Genomic DNA, 18,560 nt, shown 5'->3' on the forward strand with positions numbered 1-18,560 from the left:
AATTGGCTTCCGCCCTGTGCTTCCTCTCGGCTGACATGGACCACATAATAGAGTGTTATACCAAAACGCAAAGCGATCGTTCCTTGTCCATCCCTGCGCATTGAAAATAGGCCAGCTGTTCATTCGGCTGGCCTGTTCACATATGTTTTACCGCTGTGTTTCGCACGGTATGTGTTATTGCGACTTGTAGGACAGTTGATGGCCATCCTCGAATCCTTTTGCAAAGCCTGCATTGAAACCTTCATTATAAGCTTCTTCATATCCCTGACTAAACGTAGATGTACCATTGGCTGCAAGCGGGGGAGAAGGCACAGCACCATGCTTGTGTATTCCTCTGATTCGCTTCAGCTTCTTCATCCGTCTTTTATTCTTCATACGCAACTTTCGCTTCAGCAGCAGCTTCTGTCTCAGATGCCGGCTGGAAGAACGCTTCTGCAGACGAAGCTTCTTCCTGCGTAGCTTCAGTCTGCGCAGCTTCAACCTGCGCAGCTTCAGCCTGGAACGGCGCCCCCGCAGCAGCTTCGCGGAACGGCCATGCGTTCTCGACCGCCGTTTGTGTTCTCCAATACTCAATTGACTCATTCTGATCCCTCCAGTACTCCCCGAACGGCATACCATACTGCGTCACAAGCTTCGTTAAACCATGGCAGTGAAGGAGTGCCATAATGTTGTCTTTGCCATTCAATACCGGATATGACAAAGGCCATCTGTCCCTGATACTGGGTCAGCAGCCTGATATTCTCGGCCAGACTTTTGGCCGTCGAATCCGAATATGAGGATATATCAGCGATGCAGTGTAACATGCGGGCGAGAGCCTGCTGGCTTGCCGCGATAGACTCCATCATAGCAAGCTTCGCCGCCCGTTCTTGACGTAAATAGCTCATCTGTCTCCGCTCTCCATCTCAAAGCCGCCATCGAACATCCCGCCTCCGCCATCTTCCTCCTGCACAAGCAAAGCCTTCAGATTGCTGCAAAGGCCATTTTCCAGCTTGGTCAGTCCTTCCAGCATTTCAATAATCTGCTCATGCAGCTGCAGTGGCTCCCTCAGCTGTTCCTCGTGTGTATCAAAAGCATGCGGATGCAGATGGTTCAGAGACCAGTTTCTGATCTTCTCTGCTTCCACCGCCTTAGCTTCCAGAATGACTGCGATATTCCACTGCATCTTGGCTGCTGCATCAAGCATATGTGTAAAAGTCTGTTCCCGGCTCATTTCTTCCCTCCTCTTCCATTCGCCGTTTGTCTTGCGACGAAAAGCTACTCCTCATCCAGATCCCCAATCTCTTTCATTACCTGGCCGAGCGTTTCTGCCATCGCTTCCTGCAGATCAGCCAATCCGTTCAGGTATCCTACGATACTCTTGTGAATCTGTCCGGAGCTTTCAATTAAGCCAGGCACTCCATTTAGATCCGGCTCTTCATCAGGCAAATGATGAATAATCTGGGACATACGGACAGCGACCTGCCGTTCTGCATCCAGAAGCCGAGCCATCTGCTGATGAGAGTTGGATATATGTGCCAGCAGCTCGTTCACTTTACTTTGCATAGATGAACTCCTTCCTTGATGCCGGACACTGCATACTTCAGCATGCTGTCCGCCCTATCTGCTCACCTGCTACAGCATATGCGAATGCCCGGAAGGCAGTTCCATGGGCACTACATCATTTTCATAAACCTTCAGACAGCTTCGGAGGAGCCATAATCGGTGTACCTGGAGACAGCAGCTGCTGAAGAAGCTTATACTCCGACTCACTAATGGTCGGAAGGTTACGTTGCGGCAGTCTCCATTCCTCGGCCGCATAAGTTGATAAAAGCGGACAGAGAGAACCCGAGCGTATCTGATAGTATCGCTGGACCGAGGAATAGCCTGCGGATATGAACTGACCATCACAATTTGAGATATTCTCCAAAAAGGTATCATCAAAGGTGATCGGCATAAGTTCAAGCCGCTGCTGAACATCCTGTACAGTTATAAAGTTTCCCTGCTCATAGACAAGCAGGTCGTAACGCGAAAGACGTACCGGCTCGAAGGGCAGTATCCATGTCTCCTTCACGGAGGAACCTGTAAAAAGCGGATACTTGACCCCTTGCTCCAGCCAATAGATTTGGCCGGAAGGACCTTTGACAATTATGCCATCCGGGTAGCGTTGCACCGCGGATAGGCTGCGTGGGTGTTCCGCTTCATGACCATGCCGGCTAACCCCTTCCAACCAGGCAGAGAGATGCTCCCATTTTCTTTCAAAATACAGCCGATTATGCTCATTAATGCGGTGAAAATCGTCATGTCTTAATGTCTTCATGCTCGCACTTCCTGCATGATGGATAAATGCGTCACCAGCAATCATAAGCCGCTGGCCTGTCAGCTTCATCCGAAGAATCCAATCTTCATCTTCGTAATTGCCAATCCGAAAACCTTCATCGAAGTAACCGACCTGTTCCAGGGCTTCCCGTCGGAATAGGAAACAAAAGCCGACGAGCCGGTTCGTCTCGCGCCAGCGTCCCGGATCCGGCTTATTGTTATGCTGGGCGAACGCTAACATTTCTCCGATCTGATCAGGCTGATATGGAACATCTATCTGCTGTTCACCGCTGATATAGTTAGTTACGGGTCCTACCAAACCGATGCTGGCATCACTGTCAAGACAGGACAGCATATGATCCAGCCAATTCGGTGTCACAATCGTATCGTTGTTCAGCACGACAATACGGCTTCCCTTAGCCATCATCAGTCCATGGTTTACTCCGCCGGCAAACCCCTTGTTCTCCGGCAGTATACAGTACCGCATTGAAACACTCCGTCTGAGCAAGTAATCTCGGGTGCCGTCTGTGGATCCATTGTCAACAACTATGATCTCGTATGGCGGAATAGTATATGCCTCAATGCTGTCAACACAAGCTTTTAGAAGCTCAAGCTTGTTAAAGGTAGGAATGATAATACTTGTGCCTTCGAATATTTTGCCAAATGAAGACTGGCCCAGCTTCCTCCCTTCTTCATGACCTCTTGCATAACCTGCTGCGTATCTCCTGCGGGCAGCTTTCTCTCCCAGTCTGACTTTGCGACGTGATCTTTTTCTACTTCGCTTTCCTGATGTAAATACCAGCCCCGCTGTATACCCTAAGCTTCTTCTTCGCATCCGTATCACCTCCGCATAGTCGATTCCTTATTTCATTGAGTGCTCCGGGGGACTGGCTGCAGCTGCAGCTCTCCGGAGGCCAGCTTGTCAGCCAAATGCCCAATATCCAGAGCCGTCCTGCCAAGGCGCGAAGCAATCTGCTCGCAGATGACAACAGCTGGCACACCGGCAGCCACCAATGCGATATCGAAACTGGCCGTTACCGCTTCCGCCTGCGCCACTACAGCATCCACGTCTTCAAAACCACGGACTGGTCTGATAACACCAGTGACGAGAACTCCGTGCGCAACGAGCATTTCGGCTAATCCCTCTGCCTTATTACCAGCAACCAGAACCTTTCTTCCCTGCAGCAGGGGGAGAAGCAATCCAGCCCCTTGCAGCATGTAGTTGATCGCAGAGCTCGTTAGGCACAGTTCCCGCCACGGCAGACCGAAATGCTGAAGGACTGGAAACAGCAGTCCCTGATAGGTTGGCAACCTCGCCTCTGGAATGCCAACCAGATCTGCCCTGCGAATGGATTCCGCCAGTCTGGACTGCAGCTGCGGGGTAGGACGCGGTACTCCCGCATAAGGAAGAAAACTGGCAAAGCTATCCGCTTCTCCCGCTTGAAGAACGGTGCCGTATGCTAATGTAAGGAGTTCACCGTCTCCAAGCCTGATTAGAGATAGCGGACGGCCCGCATGAATCCCTTCGTCCAGCCTTTCATATACCTGTTCAACAGTAAGCAGGGGATAAAGCTTATCGGCATTTTGCCTAAAGCCTTCTTTGATTAAATCGGCTGCTGAAAATTCCGGCAGAATCGTCAGCGGGGGCAGAAGCGATGCAACAATTCCTTCAGCGCCGTCGTATCTCCCATCCCGGTAACCTTTGAGATACTGGCTCTGGTCCGAAGAGACGGTAGAGTCCGCTGGGCCTTTAGGAGAGGCAGGCGATACCTTAGACGAATAAGGGCCTCCAAGGGCACTGCCTTTTAAAATTGTCTCTGGTTGCGAGTGGTGTCCAGCCGACGAACAGCGCTTCTTGAGCATTCGTGAACTCCGTAAACGGCCTCTCCTTTGTCCTGCATACAATGCTCGTCGTTTCCTTTTTATTCTATTTTTTCGCCGCTGGCTTGCCCTGGAAATTCGCTTTGTAAGGACATAGTGCCTGCGTGCACTTCCGGACCGCCTTTTTCGTGCTTTCCCAGAGATTGCAGCCATCATTGCTGTTGGTTGCGAATCATCCCGGTCTTTCCCTTCATTGTTCATCACCTTCACCTCCCCTTCAATCGGGCCAGTTTCTTCTCCCTTGTCTCTGTGTGAACGGTCAGGGCAGCAGGTTTTTCATCTGAAGACCTGCTTCTTCAAGTGAATCAAATGTGCCTGCATCGACCCAATACTGCTCCAGAATCCCGTAGCTTAATGCTTTTTGCTCTGCATACCGGTTGTTAACGTCTGTAATCTCCAGCTCTCCCCGCGCAGAAGGCACAATGCCGTCAATCAGCTCGAATACGCTGGTATCATACATATAAATGCCTGTGACACAGAAATCCGATTTTGGATGCTGCGGCTTCTCCTCAATATGCAGAATCGCTTCAGGGTCATGGGGATCAAATTCGGGAACTCCATAGCGATGCGGATCATCCACCTGTTTCAGCAGTACCTTCGCGGTGCCGTACGGCTGCTTCAGATATTCCTGAACAATGGGTCCCAGATCATCCACGAAGAGGTTGTCGCCAAGCAGAACGACGAATTTCTCCTGGGGCTGAACATAATGCCGTGCCAGCTCCAATGCGTCGGCAATCCCTCCAGCCGCATCCTGAATACGATAAGTCAGCCTTACGCCATAAGTGCTTCCACTACCCAGGAATTGGGTATAGAGACCTGCTGACTGCTTGCTGATAATTAATAAAATATCGGTAATCCCCGCCTCCTTCAGCCGGTTAATACCGTAACTGATCATGGGATGCCTGCCCACCGGCAGCAGGTGCTTGTTGACCATTTCGGTCAGCGGGGCAAGACGTGATCCCGTTCCTCCTGCCAGAATAATTCCTTTCATGTGATCCCTCCCGGTTCTTCCCTCTTCATTTAGATATCGCGCTAACGGCTTTCCCTGCTGTCAATCCATGAACGCGGATCCACCTTCCATTTATCCATGAACAATCGGTGGTTGCGTTCAATCAATTCCTGCAGCTGTTCGGAAGGCGTATGGCTGAAGCTTGCACTGCCGAGATGATGCACCAGACTATCTTCACACATCAGCAGCCGATAGCCGTGTTGTCTGGCCCGGTAACAGTAATCGTCGTCTTCATAATGTCCTTGACCGTACGCCTCGTCCAGCAGCCCGATGGTCTGGATAAGACTTCTTCTCATGAGCAGGCAAAAGCCCACCAGCCGTTTTACCTCCTGCCACATCGCAGGATTCGGAACGTTTCTCTCTGCAGCAATACGAATAAACTCCTCCATATTGTCACCGTGTACTTCGATCTGCTGCAGCCCGCTGGCATAATTCGTAACGGGCCCTGTCAATCCAACGTCAGGCGCGCTGTTCAGAGCAGCCCGCAGCGGACCCAGCCAGCCTGGCGTCACCGTGACGTCGTTGTTCAACAGCAGCAGCTCCTGACCTGTCGCCATTCGGATCCCCTGATTACAGGCGGCCGGAAAGCCCTCATTCTGAGGCAGGCGAACACAGGTGATCCTTTGCTCCCGGCAGTAGGCGCCTGTCCCGTCCGTGGAGCCGTTATCAACCACGATGACCTCATAGCGGCCCTCCGTATGAGCACGGATCGCGTCGATGCATGGTCTGAGAAGGTGAAGTCCATTGCAGCTTGGAATGATGATGCTCACATCCACTCCGCTCATCGTGCATTCCTCCTGCGTGCAATCTGATCACGCGGCATCGTAAGGTGTATTAGCTTGCGGCCGGAGCTGCCCATCACAGCAGCCAGCGCTTCCGCATGGTCTCCAATAATCATCCGGGCTACCGGATTCCGCCGTCCGCTGTTAATCTCACGTCTGCGGTTGTTTTTAATGACGTCCACTTCGTGGACGGCCTGGATCTGAAGCCCTTTCTGCAGGCCTATCGCCTGCGCCTTGGGAGGCACAGCGAGCTGGCCTGCGCCCACTTCAGCCACAAATCGCCGTGACAGAGCATGTGGAACCGCGGTCAATGAGTTAGGCCCGAGATCCTTCCGCCCCATACTGCGGTTGAGAAAAATTTTACAGCGGGTCACCTCATCCTGATGGGCGAAACGGGGAATCATCCGGCTAATATCATTCAGTGCCGCATCCAGTCCGCTGTCCACCGCAGACAGAAATGGAGCGAGGTCCTCTGCCTTGACGGCAAAGTCACCGTCCAGGAATAGAAGGATATCTGCATCCGTCATCCTGGCTCCGAGGGCACGGCCGACATCATGACCCGCTGCATCCGGCAGATAGGCCATCGTAACGCCGGGATGCCGCTCTACTTCCTCCGCTGTCCGGTCGGTACAACCGTTCACCACGACGATGACCTGCTTCAGTGGCAAACGCCCTAATTCAGTCAAGACACCGCCAATCTGGTCTTCTTCGTTGCAGGCCGTTACAATGGCCGCTGCCGTTCCCTTCAATGGCAGGGCAAGCGGCTGACGGCGACTTGATACCGGAACGGCTTCTCCTGCAGACAGAGCTTGTGACACTTCCGGCACGGCTTCCGCCGCAGGATGACGGGGCAGCAGCCGCTGCCTGCGGGACTGGAGCAGAAGAGGCGGAGCCGCACGTCTGCCGGCGCGGCGTGATGGGCTTCGTCTGCGCGAGAACATTCCTGCAGATATCCGGCGGGAACGGGAGTGTGCTCTCCGGCTGTCATGCGCCGTGGTTCTCATAGACTCACCTCGCTCAGATGACGATCCCGGTGGAGATCCGTATGTCCAGCCCGGGGTCCCAGTTCCCGTGTCAGCCACTGGATCGCTTCCAGATGATCGTTAATCACAACCGCCGCTAGCGGATCTTCTTCCCCGGATTTACGGCGGAGCCGATTCAGACGGTTTACTTCAACCGCGTGTACAGCGCGCACCGCCAGGCCGGACACGACGGCCTTGGCATGGGCCAGTGGGGGCTTCTCCAACACTTCAAAACCCAGGATCTCAAGCGCTCTGCGGCTGATCGCATGCGGAACTGCCGTCATCGATGTGCCTTGAAGATCAGGCCGTTCCAGCATCGTGTTCAGCACATGCTTGGCCTCTACAACCGGGTGTACTTCTTTTGCCTTCACCGGACCGCTGTATTCATTCAGGGCCACGTCCGTTCCCGCCATAACAGCGCGTATAAAGGGAATTAACTCATAGGATGGAACCGCCATATCTCCATCCAGAAACAGCAGAATGCGACCGCTTGCTGCCTCGGCTCCAACGCGTCTTCCGACATCGTGGCCCAGCGGCTCCGGATAGGTAAGCACCCGTGCCCCAGCAGCCTGTGCTGTCCGGGCCGTTCCGTCCGATGAGCCGTTGTCGACGACAATCACCTCGACGAACGGGTGAATTCTCCTCGCTTCCCGCACTGCACGCCCAATCGTCCGTCTCTCGTTCATGGCCGGAATAATGACGGAAACGACAGGTCCGGCCTGGACAGGCGGCTGCTCACGCGGTAAAGATGCATGCATCACCGTCTTACGCTTTCTCTTCATCTTCGCCTTCGTCCATCTTCGCCGTCGTTTACGGCCGTCTGGCAGCCGGCGTCGTCCTGCGCGCCGTATACTGCGGCGCTGCCTTGAACGGGTTGCCGGATGCTTTGCCGATATGGCGGCCTCCGCCTGCGGGGCGTTCTCCTCATTGCCCGCATCTTGATGCAGTTCCAGGTTGCTGTTGTCCATCAGCGTTCACCTCCTGTATTTCCTATCCCCCAGGAACGGGTACCCGCAGGACCTGTTATCAGGTAGCCTGTTATCATGTGCACAACACATCTTATTCCATGACATCCGTACGGTAACGGCATCTGTCCTTACCCGCTCCGTCGATTCGCGTTCCAGCAGAAGTTCTATGTACGTCAAAAACCCATATCCCGCCAAACACTGTGCGGGATATGGGTTATCATTTTCAGACAGCCAATGAATCAGGAAGGACCGACAGCAATCCAGGAGAGTACTCCATATGATGACGGGCTGCTGCTCTGAATGCAGGCGACTTCCAATACGGCACAGTCGACACGCTGCATTTTGAGTGAGACATGGTAAGCCGGATGGTTGGACATAGCCACAATGACGTAGTTGCTCGAAGGGAATGGTTTTTCGAAGGTCACGTTCACTTCCGTATGGTCCGCCCCGCCCGGCATAATGAACGCATTCATGCCAAACTGCTGAATGCTGCTCTGGCTGCCTACTCCCTGGACTGGCGTCCACGACAGGTGCTCCGGTGTGATGGATCCGGCTGCAATATGACGGCCATTTACAGAATTTTCGGCAAGTTCAAGCGATCCGGATTCCTGTTGAGCCTCCTCACTCTCCAAGGGTTCTTGCGGCTGCGGCAGGTTGGAAGATGGCTGTGAGGCCGTGGTATTCTCCACGTTCTGCACCCGTTCCTCCAGACCGTCCAGTCTGCCCAGTGCTTCCAGGACCTCCTCGGCCAGATGCTCTGCACGAACCGTGTTGGGAGCAAGATGACCGCCTTGGACAGCACCTGCTGCCAGATGTTCGGCATGCACGGCATGCTGTGCAAGATGTCTGGCGCTCACTACCCCTGCCGTCAGATGCCCGGCGTTAATCGAATGGCTGGCCAAATGTTTCGCGTGGATCGCGCCCTCTGACAGATGCTCACCCTTCACCAAGTCCGGAGTCAGGTGATTGGCTTGAATCGAACCATCGGACAAGTGCACCGCCTGCACCGCGCCTTCGGTCAAATGCTCCGGATGGATGGAACCGGTAGACAGATGGTCGGCATGCACAGAGCCCTCTGCCAGCTGATCAGCGTGCACGGAGCCTGCAGTCAGGTGAATCGTATCAACCGCTTCTTCCGCCAGATGTTCACCCTGTACCGCATTCGCTCTCAAATGGTTAGAACTAACCGAAAGATCCGACAGATGCTTGGCGTTCACCGAACCCGCTTGCAGGTGACCTGCATGCACCGAACCTTCGGCCAGGTGGCCAGCGTGCACCGAGTTATCGCTCAGCTGTTCCGCCTGTACGGAGCCTGCTGCCAGATGGATCGTCTCCACCGCTCCCTCGGCCAGATGATCGGCATGCACGGCATGCTGTGCGAGATGTCGGGTGCCGACGACCCCTGCCGTCAGATGCCCGGCGTTAATCGAATGGCTGGCCAGATGCTTCGCGTGGACCGCGTCCTCTGTCAAATGGACGGCATGCACCGAACCTGGAGACAGATGGTCGGCATGCACAGAGCCCTCTGCCAGCTGATCGGCATGCACGGAGCCTGCAGTCAGGTGAATAGTTTCAATCACATCTTCCGCCAGATGTTCACCCTGTACCGCACCGGCTGCCAGATGGATCGTCTCCACCGCTCCCTCGGCCAGATGCTCACCCTGCACCGCACCGGCTGTCAGATGCTCACTGTGAACGGCGTCTTCGGCCAGGTGTACCCCTTGGACCAGGCCCGCCGTCAGATGCTCCCGGTTCACCGATCCGTCGGCCAGGTGATAGGCATGAACGGATGACGAGGCCAGATGGATGGAATCAATCTCCCCTTCCGCCAGATGCTGCGCATGAACTGAACCGGCAGACAGATGATCCGCGTGGACCAAGCCTTCAGCCAGATGGCCCGCATGAATAACACCTGCGCTGAGATGCGCCGGCAGAATCAGGCCTTCAGCCAAATGAGCGGACTCTACAGCCCCAGAGGCTAAATGATCGGCATGGATGATATGTTCATTCAAATGCGCTGATTGGACGGCACCCGCGGACAAATGCACAGTCCGGACTGACCCTTCGGCGAGATGCAGCGACTGCACAGACTGATGATCCAGGTGTCCGGACTGTACTGCCCCTGCCGCCAGCTGTCCGGAGTCCACTGCCGCAGCAGCCAGATGTCCGGTCTCTATCGTTCCTGCAGCTATATGTCCGGCTTGCACAGCTCCGTCTGCCAGATGGCGGGAGTGAATGGAACCCTCCGTCAGATGGCCGGCATGTACGCTGTCCGCTGCAAGATGGACGGATTGTACGGACGCCGGTGCCAGATGAGCTGCTTCAATAGCTCCCGGAACGACATGCGCGGCTTCAACGGCACCGGGTGCAAGCTGTTCAGCAGTGACTGCCTCTGCTGCCAGATGGACCGTGTTCACAGCCTGGTCCGCCAGATGCAGGGAAGACACCGCGCCTTCGGCCAGGTGCAGCGATTTTACAGTCCCTTCGCCCAGATGACTGCCCTGTACGGCACCAGGTGCAAGTTCACGGGACGTGACAGCGCCTTTCGCAAGATGGCGGGATTTAACGGCTTCCCCTTCCAGCTTCGAGGACGTGACGGCCCCGTCACGAAGAAGTGGTGTCGAGATGGACCCTTCCTGGATATGTCCGCCGCCAATGCTCTTATGATGAAGGTGATGCGGGAGTACAGCGCCTTCCGCAAGATGGCGGGAGTGCACCGTGCCGGCCTGCAGATGTTCTTCACCGACCGTATCCGGCTGAAGATGAATACTCACGATGGAGCGGGGCTGCAGCTGCTGGCCCGATACAGCGAGCGGTGCCAGATGCTGCGTACCGATCGCGCCCGGCGCCACGGCGGATTCCGTCACGGAACCTGCGTGCAGATGGTGCCCGGTGACGGAGGACGCCTGCAGATGCACCGGGCCCACGGCGTCTGCCGCCAGATGCGCGGCTTCAACGGAACCTGCCTGCAGATGTCCGGCATGGATGGACTCCGGCTGCACATGTTCAGCCTGAACCGCCCCCCGCTCCAGATGGCGGGAAGATACCGATTGTTCAGCCAGATGCAGCCCGTGTACAGACGCGTCCTGAAGGTGGACAGCGCCCACTGAGCGGCTCTTGAGGTGCGTGCCGCTCACTGATTCCGGCTGCAGCGTCTGGCCGGACACCGACGACGCGGACAGATGCTCTTCACCAATCGCATTCTCCGCAATCTTGCTTCCGGTAATGCTGGCATCCGGCAAAATGGCGGCCGAGCAGACTTCTTCGGCCAGATGATCCAGCGTCACCGAACGCTTCTGCAGATGATAGCCATGGATGGCTTCCTGCTGCAGATGTTTGCCTGCAATGCTCTCCAGTGCCAGATGCATGCCGGAGATCGTCCCCTGTGCTACAACATCACCTGTAACCGCCCCATCTTCGATAGCCCTGCGGTTCACTGCACCAGGGGCCAGATGCTCCGGCTGGATCGTTCCCGCAGGAATTTTGCTGCCGGTTACGCTGCCCTCCGCCAGCTTGGCACTCGTCACAGCTGCATCGGCCAGCTTATCGGTCGCCACGCTCTCCGGGGACAGCTTGACGGAGGTCACTGCATGGTCGCTCAAATGCGGAGCCTGAATGGAGCCTGTCTTCAGCTGGGGGCTTCCCACTGAGCCGGAAGCCAGCTTTTCGCTGGTGACGGCACCGGACTGCAGCATATTGGAAGTAATGCTGCCTTCCTGGATGTGTACGCCGGCTACGGCGCCTTTCGCCAGATGCTTCTGCATAATCGCTTCCCGCTGGAGTGCAGACGGGCCTACACTTTCGGCAGCCAGATGCTTCTCCTGCACTGCGCTATTCGCCAGCGCAGACGAAGTTACTCCCCCTGGTGCCAGTGCAGCGGAACCGACAGAACCGTCTGCCAGCTTGCGTGCGGTGACACTGCCGGCGGCCAGCTTCTCTCCGCTGACGCTCTCCCGCTGCAGCTGGCCTTCTCCTACAGATTCCCGGACAATATGCCGGGACTGAATGACTGCATCGGCCAGATGTCCGCTGTTAATGACGCCTTCAGCAAGGTGGATCGATCCGATACTGCCTGCAGCCAGATGCCTGGACAGCACACTATGTTCAGCCAAATGCCGCGAAGTGACGGATACCGGCGTGATCTGCTCGCTGGTGACGGAATCCCTGGCCAGATGCTTCGTCTGTACTGCCTCGTGCGCTAATTTGGCCGGAAGAATACTCTGGTCGGCAATCTTCGAAGCGGTCACCGAAGCATCAATAATTTTGGCAGTCCCGATCGTTTGATTCGCCAGATGAGCAGATTGGATACTGGATTCTGTCAGATGCCGGCCCGTCAGTGTGCCATCCGGGATATGCTCAGGCTGAATGGCACCGGGTGCAATTTGTCTCGAACCAACGGCCCCTTCAGCCAGATGGGCTGATGTCAGCACTCCGGGGGCCACGTGACCACCGGTAATACTGCCGTCTTCCAGCTGATCCGGACCGATGGCTCCATCTGCCAGTTTGCTGCGGGTGACCGCGCCATCGGTCAGATGAACTGCGGTTACGATATGTTCGCCGATGTGACGGCCTTCGACCGCTCCGTCACGCAGATGCGCAGCGCCAACCGCCTGTTCACGCAGCTTGGAGGCAGTCACCGCACCTTCAGCCAGCTTGGAAGTGTCCACTGTACCATTAGCCAGATGGCGTTCAGACACAGATCCCGATGCGAGCTTGCTGCCGGTTACTGCCTGATCCTGCAGCAGATCGTCTGAGATCACAAGCGGACTGAGCTTGCGGGCGCTGATGGAGCCGTCGGCAATTTTGGAAGCACTGATAGATTGGTCTGCCAGTTTCTGTGGTGAAATGCTTCCGTCCTTCAGCTTTTCCCCGCTGATGGAAGCATCCGGGATTTTATCGGGCGTTACAGCTCCATCCGCAATATGTTCCTGTGTGACAGCGTCCGGCGCGATATGTGCCGACAGGATGGAATGATCAGCGATATGGATGCTGGTTACTGCATAGTCTTCCAGTGCTTCGCGTCCAACGCTGCGTTCACGCAGCTTGGAGCCGTCAACGGCACGCGCAGCCAGTTTGTCGGATGTAATGGCGAAGTCACTGATGTCATCGCTATAGATAAAAGCCCGTGTCGTTCCGGGCATTTTCTTCTCCTCCAGCAGACGCTCCCGTTCCCGGGGTTCGAGAATGATATGCAGATCGTTCTCATCAGCCTGGGCCGGCGTCCCCGTCCATTCATGCGGATGGGATTCGGCCTGGGGCACCTCAGCTTCCGGCTTCAATACCTCTTGGTCATTGCTGCCGGACGGGCCTGTTTGGGCCGCGTCAGTCTGTTCCTCCTCCAGATCCGCAGCAGACGCTGGCTGGACATCCTTCGGTGCCTCGGCCAGAGCTGAAGAAGAAATATTGACCTGCAGTGGTTCCTGCGGCTCTTTTACGCGGCGGCTGGGCCGGTTGCGTTCGAGCATTTCCAGTTCCTGCGTGCCCGGGTTTTCAACAATATACAGCTTCTGCGGGCCTTTGGGACTTTTCGTTTTGCCACGTTTTTTCACAGCTGCTCGCTCCTCTCTAAAAATTGCCTTTGCGTCATCCTATGCACCCCTATGGGCATTTGTCACCGTCCTGCGGCTTTTTGCATGAGCTGCTCCCAGCGCCGGGCTGTATGCTCCCAGCGCAGGCGGTGCCTCGCTTCCTCACGTCCCGCAAGACCCATGGCCTGACGTTGACCGGCATCACGGAGCAGTTGAAGGATGATCTCCGGCAGCAGCTCCTTCAGCCTCTCCTTCGGAATGAGCCGGCCTGTCACCCCATCCTTGACTACTTCGGGAATACCGCCTGCATCGGAAGCCACTACCGGTACGGCTGACGCCATTGCTTCCACGTTAACCAGCCCGAAAGCTTCGTTCCCGAGGGAGGGCACGACGACAAGATCGGCCAAATTATAATACTGTGCCATACCTGTATAGGGGGTAAAAGGTATGAACATCACGTGCTGCGGTGCCTGTTCAGCCAATTGGTTGAGACGGCGGCTGTAAAGGGTCGATTGTCTGGAGCCGTAATAGGCGCCGCCAACAATGAGCAGCAGAATTTGCGGTTCGGCCCGGACAAGCTCGGGAAGGGCCTCTAACAGAATATGCACGCCCTTCTCCGGCAGCAGCCTGCCGGCGTACATCACGATTTTCCGCTGCTGCCACCCCCGGTCCCGCAGTTTGGCTTCACGCAGAGCCTCCGCAGCCGGCGTCCAGCGGGGCAGGAAATCCTGCAGCCGCACACCCAGCAGATTGGACTCCACCCTTCCCTGCAGGAAGGGATAACGCTTCATCAGCGTCCCGCCCAGAAAATCACTATCCACGACGATGCGGTCCGGAATATCGAGCAGCTGTCCTGCCTTATCAGCCGACATGTAGGGCGGCTCCACGAAAGTCAGCGAGTGCAGGGTCAGCACGACCGAAGACTGCTGGAAAGCAGCAGCCATCATTTTTGCAATCCGGGGCCGGTTATGAACGTCGATCACATCCGGCTTCCAGTCCTTCAAATGGTCAATGATCCTCCGTCCGTAAGAAGCGCCGGGAGACACCCGGACACATTCCACACCATGCACGCTGTCATGATCCGGAAGACCTTTACCGCGGATCCCGTAAATTCTCGACTGAATCTGTGCAGCAGCCAGCGGTACTGTATTCTCAATCATGCGCTCTACCGAGCTGCTCATGCCGGAAGGAATGACGAAGGAGCCTGGCGTGATGACTGCTGCTTTGACAGGTTCCCCTGGAGTCTCGGGCATTTAGAATCACGTCCTTTTTTATGGATAGCGCCAGGGTGGGCATGCCTGCAGCTGCCTGCAGCCTGAGCTTCCTGCCCGTCCCGTCTGCGTCCTTTTTACTGTTATCAGCCTATTCCCGGTTTCCTGGTTTGGGACCATATTCTGTTTTCTCGCAGCAAAAAAGCACCCGAACCCGCATTTTTGGGCGGACGGATGCTTGTTGTAAATTTGTTAAGAGGTCGTTTTCTTTATGGATATGGACGCTTATGCAGCCGACCCGTTCTCCGGTCCCGCTTCCGTAACATCCCACGTGATGCTCTGTCTTCCGCTTCCATTCGGCTATAAACAAGCCGTCATCCCTTTCGTTTCAAAGCAGGTCAATTCCGATTATAACACCGAGAATAATCACCCGGAGGATGTTACCGATAGCGAAGGCAGCCGTTTTAAAAACAGCAAAAAGGATCTGGGCATACTCATTGGCACACGTTTCCCCTTATCTCATCATAAGTTCAATTCAAATGACTGGCTCCAAACACATTGAATATCCCCCTGCAGCCCCTTCACTCTGCGGCCGGTATCCGTGAACCCGGTCTTGGCATACAGATTTTTCGCCACCATGTTCTCTTCATTGACCCCCAGTACAATTTCATCCGCGTCTGCAAAATGATTCTGTACAAACCCAGGGAGAATCTGCAGGGCCCGTCTGCCGAATCCTTGTCCCTGCATTTCCTTCGTTATCGACAACCCGCGCAGCAGGATCGCCTGCCGATTCGGACTGTAAGAGGCCGGTCCCGGCCACGTATGAAGGACCATAAAACCAACGACCTGATCATCGGCCGTAATGACGACCGGATAGCGCCGGGAATCCTCCCGCCCAAGGTCCAATAAAGAAGCGGGCATGGCTGTAAACCGTTCCTGCCCCTCCGCAAGCCGGAAGGCGGCCAGCACAGCCTCATCCTCGTCCCGGCAGAAGCGGAGCTCCACTTCCGCTGCATGTTTCTCGGCAGCAGATGAAGCTTCGATAAGGCTGTTCTTTACTCCAAGTTCATATATCCGGCCAGCCATAAAATCAAAAAAGGTCATATTGATCTGTTCACAGATGGCTTCGGGCAGGCGCACAATCAGCTCCCCCGCCAGCTGAACGAGGATTTGCACTCCTTCCGGCTGCCGGGAGGGGGCCATTCCTTCCATGGCCTGCTCCATACGGCTCGCGATTGAAGCCCCAGTATTTTGTGACAGGCGTTTGAGACCCAGGTGCGCAGCAGCAGGATTATCCAGGTAACGGATTAATGATGCCAGGTCCCCGGCCATATAATGGCCCAGCTGAGAGGCCCAGATCGAATCCCCGCGGCTGTATGCGGTCTCGAATTCCAGCAGCGTAAACATAAATTCGTGAATAGTCCTGATCAGTACCGCAGGTTCGAGCGGATATCTGCATTCCACATAGTCCTTCAGTTTATCCTGCGGATCATACAGAACCTGAAGAGCATCGGTCCGGGGCAGGCTGCCGTACGTCACGGTATAGAGGTCCAGATGAAGACCATCGTCATACACACCTACAATTTGGGGACCGACAAACGAAGCCTCCGACCAATAAATTAAAGGCCGGTAAGCTTCCATTATGCGGATCCTCTCCGGCAGGAAGGCGTTGATTTCTTCGTCAGCCACCATGCAGTACAGATCAACATCAGAATACGTATCCCCTTCCCCACGGGCCAATGAGCCTTTAAGGAAAATAGCCTGAACACCCGGCTCCGCCTGAAGAGAACGACAAACGCGCTGAATGGCTTCGTTTTGCCTGTTCATGGAATCGTTCATAGGTATACCTCACTTCCTGCCGCAGACTAACGGAAGTACAGCTTCTTTTTCATATATAAGGCCACTTCTCCATCCACAGCATCTTCATTGGTGTAGAGGGAGAGATCGATGCCCTCCAGCTTGAATCCACAGCTGCGATAGAAGGCAATCGCACCCGTATTCGTATTCTGGGTTTCCGCTGTAATCGCGCGAATACCCTTGGACTTGGCGGCCTGCTCCACACTGGATATCAGCAGACTGCCCAGAGACTTGCGGCGGTGGCGCTCCGCTACCTGCAGATGCCACAGGACCAGCGTATTATTCCAGGCTTGAAACCCGCAAACGGCGATACCCGCCAGCTCTTCGTCCATGTAGAGTCCGAAAGAGTTTCCTTCCTCCACCATTTCACGGTATCTGGCATGATCTTCATAACCGATCGGCTCCAGCTTGATATAGGGCTTTTCTAACTCCACCAGCTCTAATGAAAGGTGTACCGATTTTGCGGATTCCTGCTTGGTAACGGCAAATTTCAATCTGGATTGATAGCCGAAGCTGCCCAGCTGCATCAGCTGTTTTTCCGGGTATTCGGACAGCGGTAAGATTTTCATAGCCCCTCCTTAAATACACTGCTCGGCTTGTATCTATGTATTTCCGATTTTATCGATGCCTTTCCTGCTTTATTTCGAAGACTTCATGGTTTGGAAGGCGTGGATTCATGTTCAGAATGAAGAATGGAATACAGCAGGGAGTCATGAAATTTCCCTTTGTACCACCAATGTTCCCGCAAATATCCCTCCTGCTTCATACCGATCGTGCGCATGACCGAAGCCGAAGCCGTATTCTCCGGTCTGCACTTCGCATAGATACGGTGGATACCCAGCTCTGCAAAGCCAACCGCCAGCAGCGCCCGTGAAGCTTCTGCCGCATAACCGGAGCCCCAATAGGCAGGATTCAGACAGTAACCCAGCTCGGCATTATAACCGTCCCGATGCAGTCCGCAGCCACCGATAAGACTGCCGTCGGATTTGAGGGTAATGACCAGCTCATAGACCGTCCGCGGCTGCTGCTGCTCGGTAATCAGCTGTTTCACGTAATCCCGGGTTTCTTGTTCCGAGTTGGGCCCCCAATGGGTATGTACAGTTACCGCAGGATCAGATGCATACTCATGAATTGCACGCCAGTCCTCTGCCTCAGCCTCCCGCAGCCATAAACGCTCCGTCTCGAGTTCCATCCATCACTCACCTCCATTATGAATTAAAGCCTGATTCAGTCTCATTCCAACCATGATAACCCATATATGGAAACAAAAAAAGACAATTCCGACATTTCGAAATTGTCCAGAGTTACATTTAATTTGAAGCAACCAGTCAAGGGCTGCTACCGTCATGACTCAGCGAACGAAAGTATTGCGGACTCTTTTGGAACGGAGCAGATAGGGAACCCAGACCAGACAATAGAGCAAGGCACGGAACAGATATTGAAATGATTTTCCATCATCCATTGCTCTGCCCAAATCAATCTGGTTGATTAGAATTGTATCAATCAATCCCCACAGTACGGTCAGCATCAGGAACGTTATGATCAGAACCCGGGTCCGTGTCTTTTTCCGGTATAAATCTACCAGAATCCAGATCATCAAAGCAAGCTGCAGTACCGCATGAACCATTACGAATACATAGAACGGCTGCCAGAGCGGATGGTAGAATGAGGAACTGTCATCTGTAAGCTTCACCCAGACATCGGAATTCATCATGGTTACAGAGGACACAAGGGAAGCTAATAGTGTTAACGTATTCAGATAGAGAGAAATCTGAACCAGCACAAGCCACCCGCCAAGTCCTGAGGGGCCTTCAAGTCCCTGGTAACGAAAACTGCGTTTGGGCTCCGGTGATAAGGGGCTGCCTCCTGCAGAATCAATATTGTGTTTCATGACGAGATGCTCCTTCTAATACTTCTAATAGTATGTACACTGACGGATCTCCGCGTAATCTAATCTAGTTAGTTATTATACAAATTAATACAATTCGAAACTGTAAACCGGTACAC

General features: G+C 54.7%; 17 protein-coding genes. 1 reads left to right on the forward strand and 16 read right to left on the reverse strand.

Annotation, left to right across the window (positions count from 1 at the left end; all coding sequences use genetic code 11):
- Nucleotides 1-174 precede the first annotated feature (174 nt).
- The 12 genes from Q5741_RS11285 to Q5741_RS11340 form a co-directional block, all read right to left on the reverse strand.
- A complete protein-coding gene (locus tag Q5741_RS11285) occupies nt 175-582 on the reverse strand; it encodes a hypothetical protein (protein WP_305024192.1) in 408 nt (135 codons plus the stop codon).
- A complete protein-coding gene (locus tag Q5741_RS11290) occupies nt 579-884 on the reverse strand; it encodes a hypothetical protein (protein ID WP_305024193.1) in 306 nt (101 codons plus the stop codon). Before Q5741_RS11290 ends, Q5741_RS11285 begins: the two co-directional genes overlap by 4 nt.
- Nucleotides 881-1,210 carry a restriction endonuclease subunit S gene (locus Q5741_RS11295; protein ID WP_305024194.1) on the reverse strand — a complete coding sequence of 110 codons (330 nt, stop codon included), beginning with the start codon at nt 1,208-1,210 and terminating at the stop codon, nt 881-883. Before Q5741_RS11295 ends, Q5741_RS11290 begins: the two co-directional genes overlap by 4 nt.
- A 44-nt stretch (nt 1,211-1,254) precedes the next feature.
- Entirely contained in the window at nt 1,255-1,542 is a 288-nt protein-coding gene (locus tag Q5741_RS11300; protein WP_305024195.1) for a nucleoside-diphosphate sugar epimerase, read from the reverse strand.
- A 121-nt stretch (nt 1,543-1,663) separates the two neighbouring features.
- Nucleotides 1,664-3,130, reverse strand: coding sequence for a glycosyltransferase family 2 protein (locus Q5741_RS11305; protein ID WP_305024196.1), 1,467 nt, complete (start codon nt 3,128-3,130; stop codon nt 1,664-1,666).
- A gap of 32 nt (nt 3,131-3,162) precedes the next feature.
- Nucleotides 3,163-4,158, reverse strand: a complete 996-nt coding sequence (locus Q5741_RS11310) for a GT-D fold domain-containing protein (protein WP_305024197.1) — start codon at nt 4,156-4,158, stop codon at nt 3,163-3,165.
- 277 nt (nt 4,159-4,435) lie between these two features.
- Nucleotides 4,436-5,167, reverse strand: a complete 732-nt coding sequence (locus Q5741_RS11315; protein ID WP_305024198.1) for a sugar phosphate nucleotidyltransferase — start codon at nt 5,165-5,167, stop codon at nt 4,436-4,438.
- Nucleotides 5,168-5,208: 41 nt separating this feature from the next.
- Nucleotides 5,209-5,970: a glycosyltransferase family 2 protein gene (locus Q5741_RS11320; RefSeq protein ID WP_305024199.1), complete on the reverse strand. Its 762-nt coding sequence runs from the start codon at nt 5,968-5,970 to the stop codon at nt 5,209-5,211.
- Nucleotides 5,967-6,971, reverse strand: coding sequence for a glycosyltransferase family 2 protein (locus tag Q5741_RS11325; protein ID WP_305024200.1), 1,005 nt, complete (start codon nt 6,969-6,971; stop codon nt 5,967-5,969). The genes Q5741_RS11320 and Q5741_RS11325 overlap by 4 nt, the downstream gene beginning before the upstream one ends.
- Complete coding sequence (locus tag Q5741_RS11330; protein WP_407074351.1) at nt 6,968-7,771, reverse strand: glycosyltransferase family 2 protein; 804 nt, start codon at nt 7,769-7,771, stop codon at nt 6,968-6,970. The genes Q5741_RS11325 and Q5741_RS11330 overlap by 4 nt, the downstream gene beginning before the upstream one ends.
- A 425-nt stretch (nt 7,772-8,196) precedes the next feature.
- The gene (locus Q5741_RS11335; RefSeq protein ID WP_305024201.1) at nt 8,197-13,506 is read right to left on the reverse strand and encodes a WIAG-tail domain; all 5,310 of its coding nucleotides are present in this window, start codon (nt 13,504-13,506) and stop codon (nt 8,197-8,199) included.
- A 62-nt stretch (nt 13,507-13,568) separates the two neighbouring features.
- Nucleotides 13,569-14,738 carry a glycosyltransferase family 4 protein gene (locus Q5741_RS11340; protein ID WP_305024202.1) on the reverse strand — a complete coding sequence of 390 codons (1,170 nt, stop codon included), beginning with the start codon at nt 14,736-14,738 and terminating at the stop codon, nt 13,569-13,571.
- Between the two features lie 229 nt (nt 14,739-14,967).
- Between Q5741_RS11340 and Q5741_RS11345 the strand changes: the two genes are divergently transcribed.
- Nucleotides 14,968-15,258, forward strand: coding sequence for a hypothetical protein (locus tag Q5741_RS11345; RefSeq protein WP_305024203.1), 291 nt, complete (start codon nt 14,968-14,970; stop codon nt 15,256-15,258).
- Here the strand turns inward: Q5741_RS11345 and Q5741_RS11350 are convergent.
- From Q5741_RS11350 to Q5741_RS11365, 4 genes are all read right to left on the reverse strand, one after another.
- On the reverse strand, nt 15,219-16,523 hold the full coding sequence (locus Q5741_RS11350; protein WP_305024204.1) for a GNAT family N-acetyltransferase: 1,305 nt from the start codon (nt 16,521-16,523) through the stop codon (nt 15,219-15,221). The two genes, Q5741_RS11345 and Q5741_RS11350, sit on opposite strands and share 40 nt — an antisense overlap.
- Before the next feature lie 38 nt (nt 16,524-16,561).
- A complete protein-coding gene (locus tag Q5741_RS11355) occupies nt 16,562-17,122 on the reverse strand; it encodes a GNAT family N-acetyltransferase (RefSeq protein WP_305024205.1) in 561 nt (186 codons plus the stop codon).
- An 83-nt stretch (nt 17,123-17,205) separates the two neighbouring features.
- The gene (locus Q5741_RS11360; protein WP_305024206.1) at nt 17,206-17,745 is read right to left on the reverse strand and encodes a GNAT family N-acetyltransferase; all 540 of its coding nucleotides are present in this window, start codon (nt 17,743-17,745) and stop codon (nt 17,206-17,208) included.
- 159 nt (nt 17,746-17,904) lie between these two features.
- Complete coding sequence (locus Q5741_RS11365; protein ID WP_305024207.1) at nt 17,905-18,444, reverse strand: DUF2569 domain-containing protein; 540 nt, start codon at nt 18,442-18,444, stop codon at nt 17,905-17,907.
- Between the last annotated feature and the right edge of the window lie 116 nt (nt 18,445-18,560).

Origin of the sequence: Paenibacillus lacisoli, from assembly GCF_030580655.1 — a bacterium.
GTDB classification, from domain to species: domain Bacteria; phylum Bacillota; class Bacilli; order Paenibacillales; family Paenibacillaceae; genus Paenibacillus; species Paenibacillus lacisoli.

What these genes read in the sequence shown, in the direction of transcription:
- Q5741_RS11285 (WP_305024192.1), bottom strand. Translation starts at nt 582, where the DNA reads ATGAGTCAATTGAGTATTGGAGAACACAAACGGCGGTCGAGAACGCAT.
- Q5741_RS11290 (WP_305024193.1), bottom strand. Translation starts at nt 884, where the DNA reads ATGAGCTATTTACGTCAAGAACGGGCGGCGAAGCTTGCTATGATGGAG.
- Q5741_RS11295 (WP_305024194.1), bottom strand. Translation starts at nt 1,210, where the DNA reads ATGAGCCGGGAACAGACTTTTACACATATGCTTGATGCAGCAGCCAAG.
- Q5741_RS11300 (WP_305024195.1), bottom strand. Translation starts at nt 1,542, where the DNA reads ATGCAAAGTAAAGTGAACGAGCTGCTGGCACATATATCCAACTCTCAT.
- Q5741_RS11305 (WP_305024196.1), bottom strand. Translation starts at nt 3,130, where the DNA reads ATGCGAAGAAGAAGCTTAGGGTATACAGCGGGGCTGGTATTTACATCA.
- Q5741_RS11310 (WP_305024197.1), bottom strand. Translation starts at nt 4,158, where the DNA reads ATGCTCAAGAAGCGCTGTTCGTCGGCTGGACACCACTCGCAACCAGAG.
- Q5741_RS11315 (WP_305024198.1), bottom strand. Translation starts at nt 5,167, where the DNA reads ATGAAAGGAATTATTCTGGCAGGAGGAACGGGATCACGTCTTGCCCCG.
- Q5741_RS11320 (WP_305024199.1), bottom strand. Translation starts at nt 5,970, where the DNA reads ATGAGCGGAGTGGATGTGAGCATCATCATTCCAAGCTGCAATGGACTT.
- Q5741_RS11325 (WP_305024200.1), bottom strand. Translation starts at nt 6,971, where the DNA reads ATGAGAACCACGGCGCATGACAGCCGGAGAGCACACTCCCGTTCCCGC.
- Q5741_RS11330 (WP_407074351.1), bottom strand. Translation starts at nt 7,771, where the DNA reads ATGAAGAGAAAGCGTAAGACGGTGATGCATGCATCTTTACCGCGTGAG.
- Q5741_RS11340 (WP_305024202.1), bottom strand. Translation starts at nt 14,738, where the DNA reads ATGCCCGAGACTCCAGGGGAACCTGTCAAAGCAGCAGTCATCACGCCA.
- Q5741_RS11345 (WP_305024203.1), top strand. Translation starts at nt 14,968, where the DNA reads ATGGATATGGACGCTTATGCAGCCGACCCGTTCTCCGGTCCCGCTTCC.
- Q5741_RS11350 (WP_305024204.1), bottom strand. Translation starts at nt 16,523, where the DNA reads ATGAACAGGCAAAACGAAGCCATTCAGCGCGTTTGTCGTTCTCTTCAG.
- Q5741_RS11355 (WP_305024205.1), bottom strand. Translation starts at nt 17,122, where the DNA reads ATGAAAATCTTACCGCTGTCCGAATACCCGGAAAAACAGCTGATGCAG.
- Q5741_RS11360 (WP_305024206.1), bottom strand. Translation starts at nt 17,745, where the DNA reads ATGGAACTCGAGACGGAGCGTTTATGGCTGCGGGAGGCTGAGGCAGAG.
- Q5741_RS11365 (WP_305024207.1), bottom strand. Translation starts at nt 18,444, where the DNA reads ATGAAACACAATATTGATTCTGCAGGAGGCAGCCCCTTATCACCGGAG.